This window comes from Pseudomonas sp. RAC1 (genome assembly GCF_030658255.1).
In the GTDB taxonomy this organism is placed as follows: domain Bacteria; phylum Pseudomonadota; class Gammaproteobacteria; order Pseudomonadales; family Pseudomonadaceae; genus Aquipseudomonas; species Aquipseudomonas boreofloridensis.
Genome location: NZ_JAUTXS020000032.1, coordinates 178,153 through 198,970 on the forward strand (window position 1 = coordinate 178,153; position 20,818 = coordinate 198,970).

The 20,818-nt window shown below is 63.8% G+C and carries 18 protein-coding genes; 6 read left to right on the top strand and 12 right to left on the bottom strand.

The window, feature by feature from the left end; translation table 11 throughout:
- Positions 1 to 57 precede the first annotated feature (57 nt).
- On the bottom strand, positions 58 to 1,065 hold the full coding sequence (locus tag Q7C30_RS12290; protein WP_029614820.1) for a DUF481 domain-containing protein: 1,008 nt from the start codon (positions 1,063 to 1,065) through the stop codon (positions 58 to 60).
- A 151-nt stretch (positions 1,066 to 1,216) separates the two neighbouring features.
- Here Q7C30_RS12290 and Q7C30_RS12295 point away from each other — a divergent pair, with 151 nt between their 5' ends.
- On the top strand, positions 1,217 to 1,570 hold the full coding sequence (locus Q7C30_RS12295) for an MGMT family protein (RefSeq protein WP_029614819.1): 354 nt from the start codon (positions 1,217 to 1,219) through the stop codon (positions 1,568 to 1,570).
- 43 nt (positions 1,571 to 1,613) lie between these two features.
- The gene (locus Q7C30_RS12300; RefSeq protein WP_317871649.1) at positions 1,614 to 3,161 is read left to right on the top strand and encodes an AmpG family muropeptide MFS transporter; all 1,548 of its coding nucleotides are present in this window, start codon (positions 1,614 to 1,616) and stop codon (positions 3,159 to 3,161) included.
- A gap of 63 nt (positions 3,162 to 3,224) precedes the next feature.
- Here the strand turns inward: Q7C30_RS12300 and Q7C30_RS12305 are convergent, their stop codons facing one another.
- The 3 genes from Q7C30_RS12305 to Q7C30_RS12315 all read right to left on the bottom strand — a co-directional run bounded on the left by Q7C30_RS12305 (position 3,225) and on the right by Q7C30_RS12315 (position 6,111).
- Entirely contained in the window at positions 3,225 to 4,469 is a 1,245-nt protein-coding gene (locus tag Q7C30_RS12305) for an MFS transporter (protein ID WP_317871650.1), read from the bottom strand.
- 198 nt (positions 4,470 to 4,667) lie between these two features.
- Positions 4,668 to 5,510: a mechanosensitive ion channel domain-containing protein gene (locus Q7C30_RS12310; protein WP_295481178.1), complete on the bottom strand. Its 843-nt coding sequence runs from the start codon at positions 5,508 to 5,510 to the stop codon at positions 4,668 to 4,670.
- Positions 5,511 to 5,625: 115 nt separating this feature from the next.
- Entirely contained in the window at positions 5,626 to 6,111 is a 486-nt protein-coding gene (locus Q7C30_RS12315; RefSeq protein ID WP_039579816.1) for a YajQ family cyclic di-GMP-binding protein, read from the bottom strand.
- A 98-nt stretch (positions 6,112 to 6,209) separates the two neighbouring features.
- Between Q7C30_RS12315 and Q7C30_RS12320 the strand changes: the two genes are divergently transcribed.
- The 3 genes from Q7C30_RS12320 to Q7C30_RS12330 are packed head-to-tail and all read left to right on the top strand — an operon-like array spanning position 6,210 to position 9,756.
- Entirely contained in the window at positions 6,210 to 7,127 is a 918-nt protein-coding gene (locus tag Q7C30_RS12320; protein WP_317871651.1) for a putative 2-dehydropantoate 2-reductase, read from the top strand.
- A gap of 30 nt (positions 7,128 to 7,157) precedes the next feature.
- A complete protein-coding gene (locus Q7C30_RS12325; RefSeq protein WP_317871652.1) occupies positions 7,158 to 9,188 on the top strand; it encodes an ATP-binding protein in 2,031 nt (676 codons plus the stop codon).
- A gap of 1 nt (position 9,189) precedes the next feature.
- Positions 9,190 to 9,756: a cob(I)yrinic acid a,c-diamide adenosyltransferase gene (locus Q7C30_RS12330; RefSeq protein WP_317871653.1), complete on the top strand. Its 567-nt coding sequence runs from the start codon at positions 9,190 to 9,192 to the stop codon at positions 9,754 to 9,756.
- Between the two features lie 63 nt (positions 9,757 to 9,819).
- On the opposite strand, the gene Q7C30_RS12335 is transcribed toward Q7C30_RS12330, so the two are convergent.
- The 4 genes from Q7C30_RS12335 to secA form a co-directional block, all read right to left on the bottom strand.
- Positions 9,820 to 10,764: a Nudix family hydrolase gene (locus Q7C30_RS12335; RefSeq protein WP_039579828.1), complete on the bottom strand. Its 945-nt coding sequence runs from the start codon at positions 10,762 to 10,764 to the stop codon at positions 9,820 to 9,822.
- Positions 10,761 to 11,393: a glutathione S-transferase family protein gene (locus Q7C30_RS12340; RefSeq protein ID WP_317871654.1), complete on the bottom strand. Its 633-nt coding sequence runs from the start codon at positions 11,391 to 11,393 to the stop codon at positions 10,761 to 10,763. Before Q7C30_RS12340 ends, Q7C30_RS12335 begins: the two co-directional genes overlap by 4 nt.
- 54 nt (positions 11,394 to 11,447) lie before the next feature.
- Positions 11,448 to 12,665 (bottom strand): bifunctional glutamate N-acetyltransferase/amino-acid acetyltransferase ArgJ, encoded by a 1,218-nt coding sequence (argJ, locus tag Q7C30_RS12345; protein ID WP_295481182.1) that lies wholly within the window; start codon positions 12,663 to 12,665, stop codon positions 11,448 to 11,450.
- 168 nt (positions 12,666 to 12,833) lie between these two features.
- A complete protein-coding gene (secA, locus tag Q7C30_RS12350) occupies positions 12,834 to 15,569 on the bottom strand; it encodes a preprotein translocase subunit SecA (protein ID WP_039579835.1) in 2,736 nt (911 codons plus the stop codon).
- 313 nt (positions 15,570 to 15,882) lie between these two features.
- On the opposite strand from secA, the gene Q7C30_RS12355 reads away from it, so the two are divergent.
- Positions 15,883 to 16,338 (top strand): DciA family protein, encoded by a 456-nt coding sequence (locus Q7C30_RS12355; protein ID WP_317871655.1) that lies wholly within the window; start codon positions 15,883 to 15,885, stop codon positions 16,336 to 16,338.
- A 59-nt stretch (positions 16,339 to 16,397) separates the two neighbouring features.
- On the opposite strand, the gene lpxC is transcribed toward Q7C30_RS12355, so the two are convergent.
- From lpxC to Q7C30_RS12375, 4 genes are all read right to left on the bottom strand, one after another.
- A complete protein-coding gene (lpxC, locus tag Q7C30_RS12360) occupies positions 16,398 to 17,309 on the bottom strand; it encodes a UDP-3-O-acyl-N-acetylglucosamine deacetylase (protein ID WP_029612152.1) in 912 nt (303 codons plus the stop codon).
- Positions 17,310 to 17,421: 112 nt separating this feature from the next.
- Positions 17,422 to 18,618, bottom strand: a complete 1,197-nt coding sequence (ftsZ, locus tag Q7C30_RS12365; RefSeq protein ID WP_029612151.1) for a cell division protein FtsZ — start codon at positions 18,616 to 18,618, stop codon at positions 17,422 to 17,424.
- Positions 18,619 to 18,675: 57 nt separating this feature from the next.
- Positions 18,676 to 19,932, bottom strand: a complete 1,257-nt coding sequence (gene ftsA, locus Q7C30_RS12370; RefSeq protein WP_039579839.1) for a cell division protein FtsA — start codon at positions 19,930 to 19,932, stop codon at positions 18,676 to 18,678.
- A gap of 14 nt (positions 19,933 to 19,946) precedes the next feature.
- Positions 19,947 to 20,816, bottom strand: a complete 870-nt coding sequence (locus Q7C30_RS12375; protein WP_039579840.1) for a cell division protein FtsQ/DivIB — start codon at positions 20,814 to 20,816, stop codon at positions 19,947 to 19,949.
- Positions 20,817 to 20,818: the final 2 nt, after the last annotated feature.

A 20,818-nucleotide genomic window follows, 5' to 3' on the forward strand; every position in this document is an offset into this window, starting at 1 on the left:
CTTCTTGCCGCTTGCAGCTTACCGCTTATGGCTTGCCGCTTGTGGCTTGCCGCTGCCTTACCAGGCGACGCCGAAGCCTGCGGTGTAGCGGGTCTTGTCCAGGTCGCTGTCGCGGGTGCCGCGGATCAAGTCTTTCTCGGCCTTGAGGTTGAGGGAGGCCCAATCGGTGACCTTGTAGCGCAGGCCCATTTCGGCATCCAGCGAGTAATCGGCCACCGAACCGATCGGCTTGCCAAGCTCGCCGTTGGTGAAGAACTCGACCTTCTTGCCGATCAGGTAGCGGTTGTAGTCCCACTTCACGGCGGCGGAATAGAAGTTGTCCTTGCCGCCGTCGCTGTACTCGTAGTCGGTGCGGTTGATCAGCGTTCCGAGCGAGAAGGCGCCCAGTTCGTTGTCCCAGAACTGATAGCCCGGGCCGGTACCGACCGTGCGCTGGCGCGCCAGGTCTTCGATCATGTCGCGCTTGTACTCCAGGCGACCCTGCCAGAACCACTTCTCGGTGAGGAAGCGGTCCAGCGCGTACTCGGCGCTCCAGTTGTTGGTGGTGGTCACGTCATCCTTGGTTTCGCGGTTGTACTCGCCTTCGGCGGTATGCCGCCAGCGGCCGTGGCGGGCGGTGGTCTTGAAGTCGATGTCGTAGTCGTCGGTGTTCTTCTCGGCGCGCTTGTAGTCCAGCGCCAGGTCCACGTTGCCCTTCCACATGAAGTCTTCCACCAGCGGGCGCGGCTTCATGATCTGCTCGATGCTGGCGAGCTCGACGGTCTTGGGCGCCTCGCCGTTGGCCAGGATCACCTTGCCGGACTCGGCAGGCTTGAGCGACTTGGCTTTCTCGCCGGTCTCGGCATCCTGCTTGACCAGCAACTCCTGGTCGCTTTCCAGGGTCTTGATCTGCTTCCAGTCCAAAGCGATGTTGCCGCCATAAGGCGTCTGCAGTAGCAATTTGCCGCCATCGAAGACCTTGATCTTGCCGGTCAGGCGGTCACCGTTTTTCATCCAAACGGTATCGGCGAGGACGGGCGCTGAAAGGGAAGCGGCGAAGACGCACAGCAGGGCTCTAGAATACATAGGCAAATTTGCGTTCGATTGGCTGGAAACGTCGGGCATTATCCAGATACCCGAGATCGGAGCAAGGAAAGACCAGACCTATGCCTACGAGTTCAATTCTCATTTCGCTCATTCATTTGGGTGCTTTCCTTCGCAGCCCAGGAATAGCCTGATGTTGGAACAATCGATTCCGCACAATGGGGACCCTCAAGTCCGACGAACGGCACTCTATGTGGTGCTCGATCAAGTGCCCGCAGGCAAGGTGGTCAGCTACGGCCAGTTGGCGGAAATGGCCGGTCTGGGGCGAGCGGCGCGCTGGGTCGGGCGTACCTTGGGCCAGTTGCCGAGCGACACGCGTCTGCCCTGGCACCGCGTGCTGGGCGCCGGCGGACGACTGAGCCTGGCACCGGGCACCCCCTCTGGCGACGAGCAGCGCGCCAGGCTGCGCGCAGAGGGCGTGAATGTCGCCAACAATCGCGTGGATATGTCGCGCCATGGCTGGCGCCCGATGGAGCACAGCGGTTAGAGTGCGCGCTTTGTTTTCGCAAATTTGAGGCAGATGTTGGCCCATGCCCCGTAAAACCTGGCGCGCTGCGCTCGCTGCCTATGCCAGCCCGTCAACGCTGGTGCTGTTGTTGCTCGGCTTTGCCGCTGGCCTGCCCTACATGCTGGTGTTTTCCACGCTCTCGGTGTGGCTGCGCGAAGCGGGAGTCGCCCGCGAAACCATCGGCTACGCCAGCCTGATCGGTCTGGCCTATGCCTTCAAGTGGGTCTGGTCACCGCTGCTGGACCAATGGCGTCTGCCGGTACTGGGCGGCATGGGCCGACGTCGCTCCTGGTTGTTGCTGTCACAAGTGCTGGTGGTGGTGGGGTTGATAGGCATGGGCCTGTGCGACCCGCAGAAGCACCTGTCTTGGCTGATTGCCCTGGCGGTGCTGGTGGCGTTCGCCTCGGCCACCCAGGACATCGCCGTCGATGCCTACCGCCTGGAAATCGCCGACGACCAGCGCCAGGCCGCCTTGGCGGCCAGCTACATGGCCGGCTATCGGGTCGCTGCACTGCTGGCCACCGCAGGCGCGCTGTTCTTCGCCGAATGGTTTGGCTCCACCGGTTTCAGTTATCTGCACAAAGCCTGGACCGGCACCTATGTCCTGTTCGGCGCGCTCATGCTGCCCGCGCTGTTCACCACCTTGGTGATGCGCGAACCGGCGGTGCCGCTGCGCACCCAACTGTCGGCCGCGCGCTATGGCCTGATGCACCAGTTGGCCTCGGTGTTCGTGCTGATCATCCTGTTGGTGTCGGTACCGGCAAGCTTCACCCAGATGTTCAACACCGACTGGGCCAGCGTGGTGTTCGGCAATGCGACGATGCTCGACCTGCTGCGCGAAGACCGTGCCTTCCTGCGCCTGATCCTGTACGCGCTGCTGACCTGGGCCTGCCTGTCGTCCATGGGCCGGCGTGGCCTGGCGCCGGTGCTGACGCCGGTCAACGACTTCATCGTCCGCTACCGCTGGCAGGCCCTGCTGTTGCTGGGGTTGATCGCTACCTATCGGATGTCGGACACGGTGATGGGCGTGATGGCCAACGTGTTCTACATCGACATGGGTTTCACCAAGGATCAGATCGCCAGCGTGAGCAAGATCTTCGGCCTGATCATGACCTTGGTGGGTGCTGGCGTCGGCGGGCTGCTGATCGTGCGCTTCGGCATCTTGCCGATCCTGTTCATCGGCGGCATCGCCTCGGCGGCCACCAACATCCTGTTCGTGATGTTGGCCGACATGGGACCGAACCTGGAGATGCTGGTGGTGACCATCTCGCTGGACAACTTCAGCTCAGGGATGGCCACCTCGGCCTTCGTCGCCTACCTGTCGAGCCTGACCAACCTGAAGTTCTCTGCCACCCAATACGCGCTGCTGAGCTCGATCATGCTGCTGCTGCCACGCCTGATCGGCGGCTACTCGGGCGTGATGGTGGAGAAGTTCGGTTACCACAACTTCTTCATCATCACCGCCCTGTTGGGCGTGCCGACGCTGATCCTGATTGCCCTGCACTGGCATCAGGAGATCAAACGCGGCAAGCAGGTCGAGGCGCAAACCCAGACGAGCGAGCAGCCCTGATCGATCGCCGCGCCGGCCCCGGCAGGCGCGGCGCCGCGCAGCAGCGATCGATTCACGCGCGCCTCAACCCGCGACGACCCCTTCCCCGCCCCGCCAGCCAACGATGAACCACAGCGGCCAGATCGCCAGTGCACCGGCGATCCCCGCCGCCAGCGCGAAGTGCAGCAAGCTGGCGCCGGCGCCGATCATCGCCAGCAACGCGCCGCCGAGCCCCAGCAGGGCGATGGTGATCATGCCCAGCATGGCCGAAACCAGCCCCTTGCTCTGCTCGCTGGCAAACAGCGTCATGCGGTACAGCACCGCGTTGGCCACACCCAGGCCCAATGCGTACAGCGACATGCCGGCCACTACGCTGATCACCGTCGGTCGTAGCCAGGTCGCCAGCACCAGCAACCCCAGACCCGCCAGGTAAGGCCACAGCGCACCGCGCACCAACGCGGGTAGCGGGTAACGGTCGGCAATCCGGTTGATGATCAGATTGCCCAGGATCAACCCGCCGAACACCGGCAATTGCCACAGGGCGTAATCCAGAGTGCTCAGCCCTTCGTCATGGATCAGCAGCACCGGCGACAAGCCGATCCAGCCGATCAGTGGCAGCCCCACCAGACCCAATGCCGCGCTGCCAGCAACGAACTGACGGTTCTTCAGCAGTTGCCCGTAGCCGGCCAGCAGCGGCAGCAGATGGATCGGCGTGAACGCCAGGCGCGAGCCATCGCGACGTTCCACGCCCAAGGTTTCGGGCATCAGCCGGTACAACAATCCCCAGCACAGCAAGGCACCGACGGCGAAGACCACGAACAGCCAGCGCCAGTCCAGCCATTGCAGCAGCAAGGTGCCGACCAGCGGTCCGAGCAACGGCGATAGCAGCGCGATGTTGGCCAGCAGCGCCATCATCCGCACCGCGTCCGCCTCGCTGAAGGCTTCGTTCAGCGCCGGATAACTCACCGTCACCACGAAGCCCAGGCCGATGCCCTGCAGCAGGCGCAGCAGGTTGAACAGACCAATGTCCTGGACCCAGAAGGTCGCCAGGCAGGCAATGCCGAAGAACATGCAGCCACCCAGCAGCAGCGGGCGACGGCCATAGCGGTCGGCCAAGGGTCCGATCAGCCACTGCAGCAGCACGCCGCCGAGCAGGTAGAGGTTCAGCGCATGGGGAATGAACTCGGGACTGGCCTGCAGGTGGTCGACCACCACCGGCATGGCCGGCATCACGGCGTCGCTGGCCAGGTAGGTGAGCAACTCGAACAGCGCCAGGGTGAGGCCGAAGAGCAGCGCGCGCAGAGGGGTGATGTACAGCAGTGGTTTCATGGTGGGGTATCGCGGCAAGGCCAAGGGAGGGCCAGGGTATATGCCATAAACGGCGGGCCAGTGTTGTGAGCAAGTGTAAAGGTGCGATTCGCTGACCCTGCTGAGACGGCAAAAGGCCGCGCTGGCTAGGGAAGATTCCCTGCAAGCGCGGCCTCGTGCCGCTGCGAAGCCGGCTATGCGCCGGCCTTGGAGACGCGCTTATTGCGCAGCCGCCTCCTGCACCACGCGAATCACCCGCTGCGGGAACGGGATGTCGATGCCCTCGGCCTTGAGTCGGTCACGGGCCTGCTCGTTGAGCATGAACATCATGTCCCAGTAGTCGGAGGTCTTGGTCCACAGGCGCAACGACACGGTGATCGAACTGTCGCCCAGGTTCGACACCACCGCCACCGGCGCAGGATCGGCCAGTACGCGCGGATCCTTGGCCAGCTCCAGCAACACATTGCGCGCTTTCTGCAGGTCGGCTTCGTAATCGACGCCGACATCGAACACCACCTTGCGCGTCGGCTGGCGGTTGGTGTTGGTGATGATGCCGTTGGACAGGCTGCCGTTGGGCAGGATCACCGTCTTGTTGTCACCGGTGCGCAGCACGGTATGGAAGATCTGGATGCTGTCGACGGTGCCGCTGACGCCCTGGGCTTCGATCCAGTCGCCGATGCGGAACGGTCTGAACAGCAGGATCAACACGCCGCCGGCGAAGTTCGCCAGGCTGCCCTGCAGCGCCAGACCGATGGCCAGTACCGCACCCCCCATGGCAGCGACGAACGAGGTGGTTTCGATGCCGATCATCGAGGCCACGCTGATCGCCAGCATCACTTTCAAGGCGATATTGGCCAGGGTGCGAATGAAACCCTGCAAGGCCGGATCGGCGACGCGCAAGCCCACCAGCCGTCCCAGGCGGTCACTGATCTTGCTGGTGACCCACCAGCCGATCGCGAGTGTGAGCAGCGCCAGCAACAGGCGGCTGCCGTAGGCCATGATCAAGGGAATCCAAGTCTGGGACTGGCGAACCAGTTGGTCGACTTCGGCGTTCAAATCCATGTTCTTCTCCTGAATGCCTGACGGCAGGTCTTGAATGAAGCAGGCCGCCGTGCGTCCAGCGGCCCGGAACCGATGGACCGCTCATGCCGCCATCGGGTTCCTGGGAAAAGCCTGATCAATCGCGGAAGTTGTTGTACTGCAACGGCATCTCGAATTCCTTGGTGCGCAGCAGGGCAATGGCTTCCTGCAGGTCGTCACGCTTCTTGCCGGTGATGCGGACCTGCTCGCCCTGGATGGCGGCCTGGACCTTGAGCTTGGCATCCTTGATGGTGGCGACGATCTTTTTCGCCAGGTCCTTGTCGATGCCCTCGCGGAACTTGGCTTCCTGCTTCTTCTCCTTACCGGAGGCGTAGGGGTCTTGGGTTTCCAGGCACTTCACGTCGATCTTGCGCTTGACCAGTGCCAAGCGGAGGATCTCCAGCATGGCCTCGAGCTGGAACTCCTCCTCAGCAGTCAGCAGTATGGTCTGATCTTTGTCCTTGAACTCGAAGGTGCCCTTGCCCTTGAGGTCGTAGCGGCGGTCCAGATCCTTGATAGCGTTGTCGACCGCGTTCTTCACTTCGTGCTTGTCCAGTTCCGATACCACGTCGAACGACGGCATGGGTGTTCTCCATAAAAAAGCGCGCTCGATGCGAAGATGGAGCGCGTCGGGTTTGACGGTTAAAATGCCCGCTCATTATAACGGGTTGCGAAACGCAGATGAGCAGCACCTGGCACATTCTCGGCGCCGGCAGCCTCGGTAGCCTCTGGGCCTGCCGCCTGGCGCGGGCGGGCAAAGCCGTTCAGTTGCTGCTGCGCGACCACCAGCGCCTGGCCGCCTACCGGGCCGCCGGTGGGCTGACGCTGGTCGAAGCGCAGCAGACCACCTCGTTCGCCATTCCCGCGCAGTGTTGCGACGACAGCGGCCCGATCCATCGTGTGCTGGTGGCCTGCAAAGCGTATGACGCTGCGGCTGCCGTCGCCTGCATCGCCCCACGGCTGGCGAGCGACGCGCAGTTGATCCTGTTGCAGAACGGCCTGGGCAGCCAGGACGAGGTGGCGGCGCTGGTCCCCCAGGCGCGTTGCATTTTCGCTTCCAGCACCGAAGGCGCGTACCGTGAGCAGGACTGGCAGGTGCGCTTCGCCGGCCAAGGCTTCAACTGGCTGGGCGACCCGCTGAATCCAGCCCAACCGGACTGGTTCGTCGACCTGCAAGACGCCGGCATCCCCGCCGAGTGGACCGTGGACATCCTCACTCGCCTGTGGCGCAAGCTGGCCCTGAACTGCGCGATCAACCCGCTGACAGTGCTGCACGACTGCGCCAACGGCGGCCTGCTCGGGCACCTGGACGCAATCGACAGCCTGTGCCGGGAGCTCGGCGAGTTGCTCGAACAGGCCGGCCAACCCCAGGCCGCGCAGGATCTGGCCGAGGATGTGCAGCGGGTGATCCTGGCCACCGCTGCCAACTATTCTTCCATGTACCAGGACGTGCAGGCCGGACGCCGCACCGAGGTGCACTACCTGCTCGGCTACGCCTGCCGGGTCGCCAAGCGCCATGCCGTGGCGACACCTGCCCTGGAACGCCTGCACCAGCGGTTGGTCGATAAGCTGCAGGCGCGCAACCTGCCCTGCGACTGACGTCGCCCACCCTTCCACACGGACCTTGCCATGACCTTGCGCCAACGCCTGGAAAACCTCCCGGTCGGGCAGAAACTGCTGGCCGCGCTGCTGGTGCTTTTGGTGACCATTCTGCTGGTAGCCAACCTGGCCTTCATCAGCGCCGCCTACTGGATCACTCAGGACAGCATGGGCCCGCAAGCCCTGCAGACCATCGGCCGCCTGGTGGCCAATCCACAGCTTTCGGCGCAGGCCAGCGAATCCGCGGAGGACGCCCATTCCCTGCTCAAGGAATTGGACAGCTACACGCCACTGCGCGCCGCGGTCGTCTATGGCAGCGATGGCAAGCTACTCGCCCAGCTCCAGCATGGCCAACCGCTGAGCCTGCCCAAGCGCTACCGCAACATCGACGGCTGGCGCCTGACCGAATTTCGCAATACCCAGTTGATCGCCCTGCCGCGCCCCGGCCACCCGCCCGCGCACCTGCTGCTGGTGGCCAGCAGCGAGCTGCCAATGGCCTTCTACACCGGCACCCTGTCGGCGAGCCTGGCGATCCTGGTGTTCAGCGTGCTGCTGTGGGTGGTCATCGCCCGGCAGATCAAACGCCTGATCACCCAGCCGATCAACCGTCTGGAAGAGTTGTCGCGCCAGGTCACCCGTGAAGAGAGCTACGCCCTGCGCGCCCAGCGCGGCAACGACGACGAGATCGGCAGCCTGGCCGCAGCCTTCAATACCATGCTGTCGCGCATCGAGGCGCGCGAAGACCAGCTCAAGCGTGCCCGCGACGAGTTCCAGTCGGCCTATGACCAGGCCCAGGGCCTGGCTGAGGAGACCCGCCACACCAACCGCAAGTTGGAGCTGGAAGTGCAGGTGCGCAGCAAGATCGAGAAGAAGCTCACCGGCTTTCAGAACTACCTCAACAGCATCATCGACTCCATGCCTTCGGCGCTTATCGCCCTTGACGAACAGCTCTACGTCACCCAGTGGAACCAGGAGGCCACGGCGCTCTCCGGCACGCCGCTGCACGAGGCGCTGAACCAGCCGATCTTCATCGCCTTCGAGCCACTCAAGCCGTTCCTGCCGCAACTCAAGGACACCGTGCAGAAGCACCGGGTGGCCAAGATCGACCGGGTCACCTGGCCCAAGGACGACGAGCCGCGCCACTACGCCCTGACCTTCTATCCCCTGACCGGCGGCGGCGGACGCGGCGTGGTGATCCGAATCGACGACATCACCCAGCGCCTGTCGCTGGAGGAAATGATGGTGCAATCGGAAAAGATGCTCTCGGTGGGCGGTCTGGCGGCGGGCATGGCGCACGAGATCAACAACCCGCTTGGCGCGATCCTGCACAACGTGCAGAACATCCGCCGGCGATTGTCGCCGGAGTTGCCGCGCAATCAGCAGCAGGCCGAGGAGTTGGGCATCGAACTGGCTACCGTCAACCGCTACCTGGACAGCCGCGAGGTGCCGCAACTGCTCGAAGGTATTCGTCAGGCAGGCGCGCGCGCAGCGAAGATCGTCACCCACATGCTCAGTTTCAGCCGCCGCAGCGATCGACAACTGGCGCCCTGCGACCTGCCCGCCCTGATCGACCAAGCGCTGGAAATTGCCGGCAACGACTTCGACCTGACCGGCGGCTTCGACTTCAAGGGCCAGGCCATCGTCCGCCAGTTCGATCCCGAGTTGGGGCCAGTACCGTGCACGGCGAACGAACTGGAGCAGGTGCTGCTCAACCTGCTGAAGAACGCCGCGCAGGCCATTCACCAGCGCCCGGCGCCCAGCGAGCCGGGGCGCATCGTGTTGCGCACACGGCTCAATCCCCCGTGGGCCGAGATCCAGGTGGAAGACAACGGCGTGGGCATGCCCGAGTCGGTGCGCAAGCGCACTTTCGAGCCGTTCTTCACCACCAAGGAGATCGGCCAGGGTACGGGCCTGGGACTGTCGGTGTCGTACTTCATCATCACCAACAACCACAAGGGGCAGATGGAGGTGCACTCCACCCCGGGCCAGGGCACCTGTTTCACCCTGCGCCTGCCCCTCAGTCAAGCGGGCGCGCACCGCTCGCAGCAGACGGAGGCATGACATGGGCTATCGCCTGTCGAAGATCTACACCCGCACCGGTGACCAGGGCGAAACCGGCCTGGGCGATGGCCGCCGCGTGCCCAAGGACCACCCGCGCATCGAGGCCATCGGCGAGGTGGACATGCTCAACAGCCAGTTGGGCCTGCTGCTGGCGGGACTGGCTGAACACGGATTGGTCGAACTGAGCGAGGTGCTCGAACCTTGCCAGCACCGGCTGTTCGACCTCGGTGGCGAACTGGCTATGCCCAGTTACCAGGCGCTGAACCAGGCGGAGGTGGGCCGACTTGAAGCGGCCATTGACCGTTGGAACGACGAACTGGGACCGTTGAAGAACTTCATCCTGCCCAGCGGCTCGGCCTTGGTGGCCCAGGCCCACGTGTGCCGGGCGCAGGCCCGTAGCGCCGAGCGGCGGTGTCAGCAGCTCAACGCCCTGGAGCCGTTGGAAGGGGTGGGGTTGGCGTACATCAATCGGCTGTCCGATCTGCTGTTCGTGGCGGCAAGGATTATCGGAAGACGCCAGGGTATTGCTGAGGTGCTGTGGCAGGCGGCGGAGAAACCGCAGGGCTAGACGGGCGGCGGCAGAACGTGGGCCGCAGCGCGGCCCTGCCCTGCTGCACCAGAGCCAAACTCGTCAGACCTCAGGCCAGAACGCCCGAATGCCTGCAACGCCCTGCCCGCCCACCTGCCAGGCACGCGCTCGGTCCTCAGGACCGACGCCACCCAACAGAAACACCGGATGCTCGAACCCAGCGATCAACCGCTGCGCTTCGCCCCAACCGATTGGCGTCGCGTCGGGGTGCGTTTGCGTCGGCTGCACCGGCGACAGGGTGACGAAGTCCACCCCCATCTGCCGGGCCAGTTCCAGCTCCTCGGCGCCATGGCACGAGGCCGCCAGCCAACGGTCGGTGGGAAACGGACGGCCTTTGGCAGCGTACTTGCGCAACTGCGCCGCAGTCAGGTGCCAACCAGCGGAAGGAAAGTCGCCCAGCCACTCCAACGGCCCCTTGAGCATCAACTGCGCCTTGCCCGCGCACAGTCCTACCGCATCTACCGCCACATCGCGGTACTGCGGGTCGTACATGTCCGGGGCACGCAGTTGAATCAAGCGGATGCCATCAGCCACCGCCTTCTGGATACCGCGCAGCAGTTGCGGCGTTTCCAGGCCGTCCGGGGTGATCAGATAGCGGTCGGGCAACCGCGCTGCAGCGACGATCGGTGTGTTGGCCTCGGGGAAGCTGTACTGCGGCAACTCGCGCGGCGACACCCAGGCCAGCGGCTGGCCCTCGGCACCGTGGGGCTGGCCGCTGAACGCGGTGACCTCACGCACATCCAGCAGCACTTGCTTGTCCGGATAATCGTGACTGACCTGGATCAGCGGACGCGAAGCGCCGACTTCGATGCCCAGCTCCTCGCGCAGCTCACGGGCCAGCGCCGTCTCGACGTCTTCACCCGATTCGACCTTGCCACCGGGAAACTCCCACAAGCCGCCCTGATGCTGGGAGTCGGCACGCCGGGCGATCAGGATGCGGCCATCCTCGCCGCGAATCACGGCTGCCGCGACATGCACCCGCTTCATCCGGCACGCTCCGCCAGACCGGCTTGCTGCCAGGCCTGGAAGGCCGGCCAGTTGTAGATCGTCTCGATGTAGGCCGCAGCCTCCGCCGGCACGGTCACGCGATAGGTGCGCAAACGCACGGCCACCGGGGCGAAGAAGGCATCGGCCAGGCTCGCACGACCGAACAGGAAGGGACCGCTGTCCTTGGCCACCAGGCGGCACTCGGACCACAGCGCGACCATGCGGTCGATGTCGGTCTGCACGTCGAGCGGCACACTGTCCAACGCCTGATTGCGCGACAGGTCGAACGGCATGGCACCGCGCAAGGCGAAGAAGCCACTGTGCATCTGCGCACAGGCCGAGCGGGCCTGAGCGCGCGCGGCCACGTCCGCCGGCCACAACTGCGCCTGGGGATGCTGTTCGTTGAGGTACTCGGCGATGGCCAGGGAGTCGGCGATGGTGCCGTGTTCGGTCTTGAGTACGGGTACTTTACCCGTGGCCGAATGGGCCAGAAGACGCGTGGAGGTATCGGCCTGGTTAAGTTTGACGAGCGTTTCCTCATAAGGCACGCCGGCCAGTTCCAGAGCCAGCGCACCGCGCAGGGACCAGGAGGAATACAGCTTGTCGCCGATGATCAGGTGATAGTTCATGGGGTCGGCTCCATCGATCGGAAGAGGTGGGGCCGCCCTGCGGCCCCGGGTGTATCAGGTACGGTACTCGGCGTTGATCTTCACGTACTCGTGGGACAGGTCAGTGGTCCAGATCGTCTCGCTGCACTGGCCCCGGCCCAGCTCGATACGGATGGTAATCTCTTCCTGAGCCATCACCGCCGAGCCCTGCTCCTCGGTGTAGCTCGGGCTGCGCCCCCCCTGGCTGGCGATGCACACGTCCCCCAGGTAGACATCGATCAAGCTCACGTCCAACTGCGGTACCCCCGCGCGGCCGACGGCCGCGAGAATGCGCCCCCAGTTCGGATCGGAGGCGAACAGCGCGGTCTTGATCAGCGGTGAGTGGGCCACGGCATAACCGACGTCCAGGCACTCCTGGTGATTACCGCCGCCGTTGACCTGCACGGTGACGAACTTGGTCGCCCCTTCGCCGTCGCGCACGATGGCCTGCGCCACCTCCATGCACACCTCGAATACCGCCTGCTTCAGCGCCTCGAACAGCGCGCCGCTGGCCTGGGTGACCTCCGGCAGGTCGGCCTGACCAGTGGCGATCAGCATGCAGCAGTCGTTGGTCGAGGTATCGCCATCGATGGTGATGCGGTTGAACGACTTGTTGGCGCCGTCGAGCATCAGGTCCTTGAGTACGGCCGGGGCGACCTTGGCGTCGGTGGCGATGTAGCCGAGCATGGTGGCCATGTTCGGGCGGATCATGCCCGCGCCCTTGCTGATCCCGGTGACGGTGACGGTCACGCCGTCATGCTGGAACTGGCGGCTGGCCCCCTTGGGCAAGGTGTCGGTGGTCATGATGCCGGTGGCGGCTTCAGCCCAGTTGTTTTCCGACAGATCGTCCAGCGCCGCCTGCAAGGCGCCCTCGATCTTCTCGACCGGCAGCGGCTCGCCGATCACACCGGTCGAGAATGGCAGCACCGCTTCGGCAGGCACGCCCGCCAGCTCAGCGAGCTTGGCGCAGGTGCGCTCGGCGGCGGCCAGCCCCGGCGCGCCGGTACCGGCGTTGGCGTTGCCGGTGTTGGTCAGCAGGTAGCGCACAGGACCGTGGACACGTTGCTTGGAGAGGATCACCGGCGCCGCGCAGAAAGCGTTGAGGGTGAACACGCCGGCCACGCTGGAGCCTTCGGCGCAGCGCATGACCACCACATCCTTGCGTCCGGGGCGCTTGATGCCCGCCGAGGCGATGCCGAGTTCGAAACCGGGAACCGGGTGCAGGGTAGGCAGGGGACCGAGACCGACAGCCATTGGAACGCTCCTTGGAAATGAATGGATTGCGAAAAGCAGGGCCGCTTTGCGCCCCATCGCGGCACAAGGCCGCTCCTACAGTGATTTGAAATACCTGAAGACGCGGCCTTGTGCCGCGATGGGGCGCGAAAGCGGCCCCGGATGTTACGTCACCGCGAGAGGATCAGATCACTCGATCTGGCCGTGGCAATGCTTGAACTTCTTGCCCGAGCCACACCAGCACGGCTCGTTGCGACCCAGCTTCTGCTCGTTGCGAACCGGCATGGCAGCCACGGCCACCTCAGCGCCCTCTTCGCTCAACGGCTCGCTTTCCAGGCCTGGCGCAGGCGCATGCTGGAATTGCATGCGGCTGGCCAGTTCCTCGGCTTCGCGGCGCAGACGGGCCTCTTCCTCGACCGGATCTTCGCGGCGCACCTGAACGTGGGACAGCACACGGATGGTGTCGCGCTTGATCGACTCCAGCAGCTCCTGGAACAGAGTGAACGACTCGCGCTTGTACTCCTGCTTCGGGTTCTTCTGGGCGTAGCCGCGCAGGTGGATACCGTGACGCAGGTGGTCCATGGTCGACAGGTGGTCTTTCCACAGGTCATCCACCACGCGCAGCAGGATCTGCTTCTCGAAGGTGCGCAGGGCATCGATCCCGGCCTGGTCTTCCTTCTCGGTGTAGGCGGTGGTGATTTCGTTCAGCAGCTTCTCGCGCAGGGTTTCCTCGTAGAGGTGGTCGTCCTCGTCGAGCCACTGCTGGATCGGCAGCTTCATGGCGAAGTCACTGGACAGCGACGCTTCCAGACCGGCGACATCCCATTGCTCAGGCAGCGATTGCGGCGGAATGTGCTGGCTGATGGTAGCGTCCAGCACTTCCTTGCGGAATTCGCCGATGGTGTCGCCAATGTTCTCGGCGGCCAGCAGGCTGTTACGCATGTGGTAGATGACCTTGCGCTGCTCGTTGGCCACGTCGTCGTATTCGAGCAGTTGCTTGCGGATGTCGAAGTTACGGCCTTCGACCTTGCGCTGCGCCTTCTCGATGGCGTTGGTGACCATGCGATGCTCGATGGCTTCGCCGGACTGCATGCCCAGGGCCTTCATGAAGTTCTTCACCCGATCGGAGGCGAAGATACGCATCAGGCTATCTTCCAGCGACAGGTAGAAACGGCTGGAACCGGCGTCGCCCTGACGACCAGCACGGCCGCGCAACTGGTTGTCGATGCGGCGCGACTCGTGGCGCTCGGAAGCGATCACGTGCAGGCCACCGGCTTCCAGCACTTGCTGGTGACGCTTCTGCCAGTCGGTCTTGATGTGGGCGATCTGCTCTTCGGTGGGGTTGTCCAGGGCGGCGACTTCGGCCTCCCAGTTACCGCCCAGCAGAATGTCGGTACCGCGACCGGCCATGTTGGTGGCAATGGTCAGCGCACCCGGCGCACCGGCCTGGGCGATGATCTCGGCTTCCTTCTCGTGGTACTTGGCGTTCAGTACCTTGTGCTCGATGCCTTCCTTGTGCAGCAGGTTGGACATGTGCTCGGAGGTCTCGATGGTCGCAGTACCGACCAGCACGGGACGCCCCTTGGCCATGCTCTCCTTGATGTCGGTGATGATCGCCGCGTATTTCTCCTCGGCGGTCAGGTACACCAGGTCGTTGAAGTCCTTGCGCGCCAACGGCTTGTTCGGCGGAATGACCATCACGTTGAGGCTGTAGATCTGGGCGAACTCGAACGCTTCGGTGTCGGCGGTACCGGTCATGCCGGACAGCTTGGTGTACAGACGGAAGTAGTTCTGGAAGGTGGTCGAAGCCAGGGTCTGGCTCTCGGCCTGGATGTTCAGGTTTTCCTTCGCCTCGATGGCCTGGTGCAGGCCCTCGGACAGGCGGCGACCCGGCATGGTCCGGCCGGTGTGTTCATCGATCAGCAGGATCTGACCGTCCTGGACGATGTACTCGACGTTGCGGTGGAACAGCTTGTGGGCACGCAGACCGGCGTAGACGTGGGTCAGCAGGCCCAGGTTGTGCGCCGAGTACAGGCTCTCGCCCTCGGCCAGCAGGCCGACCTGGGTGAGCATTTCCTCGATGAACTGGTGACCGGCTTCGTTGAGCTCGACCTGGCGGCTCTTCTCGTCGATGGTGAAGTGACCTTCCTGGGTCACCTGGCCTTCGACCTCCTCGATGTGCTGCTTCAGGCGCGGGATCAGGCGGTTGATCTCGGTGTACAGCTTGGAACTGTCTTCGGCCTGGCCGGAGATGATCAGCGGGGTACGCGCTTCGTCGATGAGGATCGAGTCCACTTCGTCGATGACCGCGAAGTTCAGCTCACGCTGGAACTTCTCGTCCTGGCTGAAGGCCATGTTGTCGCGCAGGTAGTCGAAGCCGAACTCGTTGTTGGTACCGTAGGTGATGTCGGCCGCGTAGGCGGCGCGCTTTTCTTCCGGCGGCTGGAAGGCCGAGACGATGCCGATGGTCAGGCCGAGGAACTCGTACAGCGGACGCATCCAGTTGGCGTCGCGACGGGCGAGGTAGTCGTTGACCGTGACCACGTGCACGCCTTTGCCGGACAGTGCGTTGAGGTACACCGCCAGGGTGCCGACGAGGGTCTTGCCCTCACCGGTACGCATCTCGGCGATCATGCCCTCGTGCAGGGTCATGCCGCCGATCAACTGGACGTCGAAGTGGCGCATGCCCATGACGCGCTTACCGGCCTCACGGGCCACGGCGAAGGCTTCGGGCAGCAGTTGGTCGAGGGTTTCGCCTTTGGCCAGGCGCTCTTTGAACTCTGCGGTCTTGCCGCGCAGTTGTTCGTCGGAGAGGGCCACCATCTTCTCTTCGAAGGCATTGACGGCACTCACCGTCTTGAGCATGCGCTTGATCTCACGCTCGTTCTTGCTTCCAAAAAGTTTTTTCAACAAAGGCGCAAACATATCGGCTGGTTCTTCCACACTTAGGGATGGAGGGCGGCCCCGAGAGTCGCCCGTGCAGCCCTTGGGCCGCATGCGAACGAGCATTCTACCCGGAAACGATGGTGAGGAAAGTGGTGGATTTCCACGATGCTGGCACAGCGCTTTTAGCGGGGCTTACCTAACATAGGGATATTTTTTCCAAGTTCAAGGCGCCAGATCATGAAAGCTGCGATTGCCGCACCTGCCCCCGTGCATCGGTGCGCTGAGGCACGCCGCACAACGTCGGCGATGCCATCTGTTAGACTGCCGATCTTGTAACCTCGTGCGTACCCCGATGGTCTATAAACCGCCTTCTGCCCAGCCCCCCGCCACCCTGCTGCGCCAGGCCAGGCCACTGCGTCTGCTGCTCAACCAGGCCGAGCGCCTGGAGCACCTGCAGCGCCTGCTGGAAAGCCAACTGCAGCCGGCCGCCCGCGAGCATTGCCATGTCGCCTCGTGGCGCGATGGTTGCCTGCTGCTGGTGGTGACTGACGGGCACTGGGCGACCCGCCTGCGCTATCAACACAAACGGCTGCTGACGGCCCTGCGCGGCATGGACGCCTTCGGCAACCTGCAGCGCATTCGCTTCCAGGTACAGCCGCCGGTGGCAGCGCCGAAACGACCGATACACGCCAGTGAGTTATCGCCCCAGGCCGCGCAAAGCCTGCGCGAAACCGCCGAAGCCATCGAAGACCCGAAACTCCGCGCAGCGCTCGAGCGCCTTGCCGCCCATGCGCCAGACAACAGCTGATCGCAGAATGAAAAAAGGCCACCCGAAGGTGGCCTCAATGAACTAGAGAGTGTTCGAACTTACACGGCCGCAACAGGGCGCATGTAGGAGATCGGTGCCGTGCTGGCATCTTCGAAGGTGACCACTTCCCAGGCATCGGTTTCGGCGATCAGCTTGCGCAACAGTTGGTTGTTCAGCGCGTGTCCGGACTTGTAGCCCTTGAACTCGCCGATCAGGCTGTTGCCCAGCAGGTAGAGATCGCCGATGGCGTCGAGGATCTTGTGCTTGACGAATTCGTCTTCGTAACGAAGGCCGTCCTCGTTGAGCACACCGGTCTCGTCGACCACGATGGCGTTCTCGACGCTGCCACCGAGCGCCAGATTATGCTGGCGCAGGTACTCGATGTCGCGCATGAAGCCGAAGGTGCGTGCGCGGCTGACTTCCTTGACGAAAGACGTGCTGGAGAAGTCGACGCTGGCGCTCTGGGTCCGGTTGCGCAGGACCGGATGGTCGAAGTCGATCTCGAAGCTCACCTTGAACCCGTCGAAGGGCATGAAGGTGGCGCGCTTGTCGCCCTCCTCCACGGTCACTTCGCGCAGGATGCGGATGAACTTCTTGGCGGCGTCCTGTTCTTCCAGGCCGGCGGATTGAATCAGGAATACGAAGGGTCCGGCGCTGCCATCCATGATCGGCACTTCCGAGGCGGAGAGCTCGACGTAGGCGTTATCGATGCCCAGGCCCGCCATGGCGGAGAGCAGGTGCTCGACCGTATCGACCTTGATGTCACCGTTGACCAGCGTCGTCGACATGGTGGTCTCGCCGACGTTGGCCGCACGTGCCGGGATCTCGACCACAGGGTCAAGGTCGGCACGGCGGAAGACGATGCCGCTATCCACCGGTGCCGGCTTCAGAGTCAGGTAGACCTTCTCTCCGGAGTGCAGGCCGACACCTGTGGCACGAATGGTATTCTTCAGGGTGCGTTGTTTGATCATGGCATTGGCCGCTTTAGCGCTAATTGCGAATTGGTATCAACAAAGGCTGGGAATGATAGCAGACCCGGCCTTTGCTGAACACCAATCACCCTCATAGCCCTGATAAATTCCATCAATCGGCCTGGCGACGCAGGAAGGCCGGGATGTCCAGGTAATCCAGATCGTCCTGTGGGTTGAGTTTGGCCGCAGCGGCAGCACCGGCGTGAGCCTGGTTGCGCATCACGGTCGGACGCTCCAGCTCACGGTAATTGACCGATGGCTGTTCTGGACGCACGGGCGCCGGATTGGACGCTTCGTACACCTGTTGCGCGGTCTGCAGGGTGTTGTCCACCACTTTGACCGGCTTCTCGATACGCGCACCCAGGCCGGTAGCGACCACGGTGACGTGCAGCTCGTCGCGCATGTCCGGATCGATCACGGTACCGACCTTGACCATTGCGTGGTCGGAGGCGAAGGCTTCGATGATGCTACCCACATCGGAGTACTCACCCAGCGACAGGTCAGGACCTGCGGTGATGTTCACCAGGATGCCGCGGGCGCCCTGCAGGTTGACGTCTTCGAGCAGCGGGTTGCGGATCGCCGCTTCGGTGGCCTCGCGGGCACGGTTCGGACCGCTGGCGCAGCCGGTACCCATCATGGCCATACCCATTTCGCCCATCACGGTGCGCACGTCGGCAAAGTCGACGTTGATCATGCCGGGACGCTTGATGATGTCGGAGATACCGCGCACGGCACCGGCGAGCACATCGTCCGCCTTGGCGAACGCCGACAGCAAGCTGGCGTCCTTGCCCAGGATGGTCAGCAGCTTCTCGTTGGGAATGGTGATCAACGAGTCGACGCTTTCAGCCAGCATGCGAATGCCTTCGTCGGCGATCTGCATGCGCTTGCGGCCTTCGAAGGGGAACGGACGGGTCACCACTGCAACGGTGAGAATGCCCATTTCCTTCGCCACTTCGGCGATGATCGGCGCTGCACCGGTACCGGTACCGCCGCCCATGCCGGTGGTGATGAACACCATGTTGGTGCCCTGCAGCACTTCGGCGATGCGCTCACGGTCTTCCAGCGCGGCCTGACGACCGACTTCCGGATTGGCACCTGCGCCCAGGCCCTTGGTGACGCCGGTACCCAGTTGCAGGATGGTGCGTGCACCGATGCTCTTCAGCGCCTGTGCATCGGTGTTGGCGCAGATGAACTCCACGCCCTCGATGTTGCTTTTGACCATGTGGTTGACGGCGTTGCCACCACCACCACCGACGCCGATCACTTTGATGACCGGGCTTTGCGGGACGTTGTCTACGAGCTCGAACATTTTCCCTCTCCTTACAGTTCTCTAGTTTTTTAGCGCCTACCACTACTGCTTTGAAACTTAGAAATTGCCTTGGACCCAGCGCTTGAAGCGCTCAAGCACCGGGGCCTTCGGTTCATCGCCATAGCTGTTGCTGCTGCTGTTGCCGGTCAGGGGCAGGTCCTCGGTCTGCTTGTGCAGGCCGTAGGTGAGCAGTCCCACGCCGGTTGAATAGATCGGGTTGCGCACCACATCGCTCAGCCCCCGAACGCTGTGCGGCACGCCAAGGCGTACCGGCATGTGGAAAATTTCTTCGGCCAGCTCCACCGCGCCTTCCATCTTCGCGGTACCGCCGGTGAGGACGATGCCGGCCGGCACCAGGTCTTCGTAGCCACTGCGGCGCAGCTCGGCCTGGATCAGGGTGAACAGCTCGTCGTAACGCGGCTCGACCACCTCGGCCAGGGCCTGGCGCGACAGTTCGCGCGGCGGACGATCGCCGACGCTCGGCACCTTGATGGTTTCGCCGGCACCCGCCAGCTTGGCCAGGGCGCAGGCGTAGCGGATCTTGATTTCCTCGGCGTACTGCGTCGGTGTGCGCAGGGCCATGGCGATGTCGTTGGTGACTTGGTCGCCTGCAATCGGAATCACGGCGGTGTGACGAATCGCGCCTTCGGTGAAGATGGCGATGTCGGTGGTGCCGCCGCCGATGTCCACCAGGCACACGCCCAGTTCCTTCTCGTCGTCGGTCAGCACCGAGTAGGCCGAGGCCAGTTGCTCGAGGATGATGTCGTCGATTTCCAGGCCACAGCGGCGCACGCACTTCTCGATGTTCTGCGCTGCGTTGACCGCGCAGGTGACCACGTGGACCTTGGCCTCCAGGCGTACGCCGGACATGCCCAGGGGCTCACGCACGCCTTCCTGGTTATCGATCACGTAGTCTTGCGGCAGTGTGTGCAGCACGCGCTGGTCGGCAGGAATGGCCACGGCCTGGGCGGCGTCGAGTACGCGCTCCAGGTCGGCGACGCTGACCTCGCGGTCGCGGATCGCGACGATACCGTGGGAGTTCAGGCTGCGGATATGATTGCCGGCCACGCCGACGAACGCCGAGTGGATACGGCAGCCCGCCATCAACTGCGCCTCTTCCACCGCGCGCTGGATCGACTGCACGGTCGATTCGATGTTCACCACCACACCTTTCTTCAGGCCGCGGGACGGATGAGTACCGATCCCGACGATCTCCAGGGTGCCGTCCGCCGCCACTTCGCCCACCAGGGCGACGACCTTGGAGGTGCCGATGTCCAGCCCGACGATCATTTTGCCGCTATGCGCGTTTGCCATGGTCCTGCCTCTCTCTAATTCTTCGCAACGGCGGGTTGGGCCGTCGTCGGTGCAATCGGTTCCCGCCAGCCAACGGCTAATCCGTTGGCGTACCGCAGATCGACGCGGGCGATGTTGGCGATCTGCTCTTTGAGTGTCTTGTCGTAAATGGCAATGAACCGGCGCATCTTCTCCACCAGATGATCGCGTCCCAGCAGCAGCTCGATGCCTGGACCGGTGCTACCCGCACCCGTGGTCAGGAACCAGCTGCCTCGCTCGCGCAGCTCCAGGCGAGCGATGGAGAACCCGAGGGGACGCAGCATCTGGCTCAGTACCTGATACTGCTGCATGACTTGTTGCTGAGCGCGCTGCGGGCCGAACAACTGCGGCAGGTGCTCATAGTTGGCCAGCTCGCGCGGGGTGAAGGCCTGGCCCTGGTTGTTGAGCAAGGCCTCGTCGCCCCAGCGCGCGACAGGCAGTTGTTCCTCGAGGCGAATCACCACCTCGTTGGGCCAGACCCGACGCACTTCGGCGTGGGCGATCCACGGCATCTGCTCGAGCTCGGTGCGCATCGCCGGCAGGTCGACGCTGAAGAAGCTCGCCGCCACGTAGGGCGCAATACGCTGCTGCACCGCCTGCTGGCTGATGTAGCTGAGGTCGCCCTGCACGGCGATCTTGGTGATCGGCCGGTCGGCATAGGGCATCAGCCTGATCGCCCCCTCATAGGCGCCGAAACCGGCCGCCACCAGCAGCACCGGCCACAGCAGGCGCTTGAGCCCGCCGAAGTTCGGCCGAGGCAGGCGCGCCGATACGGGCTCGTCGGCCACCAGTCGGCTGGCACCGCGCGGTACCGGCTTGCTACGGCCGGTCACGGGTTGCTGCTGACGTATCATTGCGCCTTGCATGG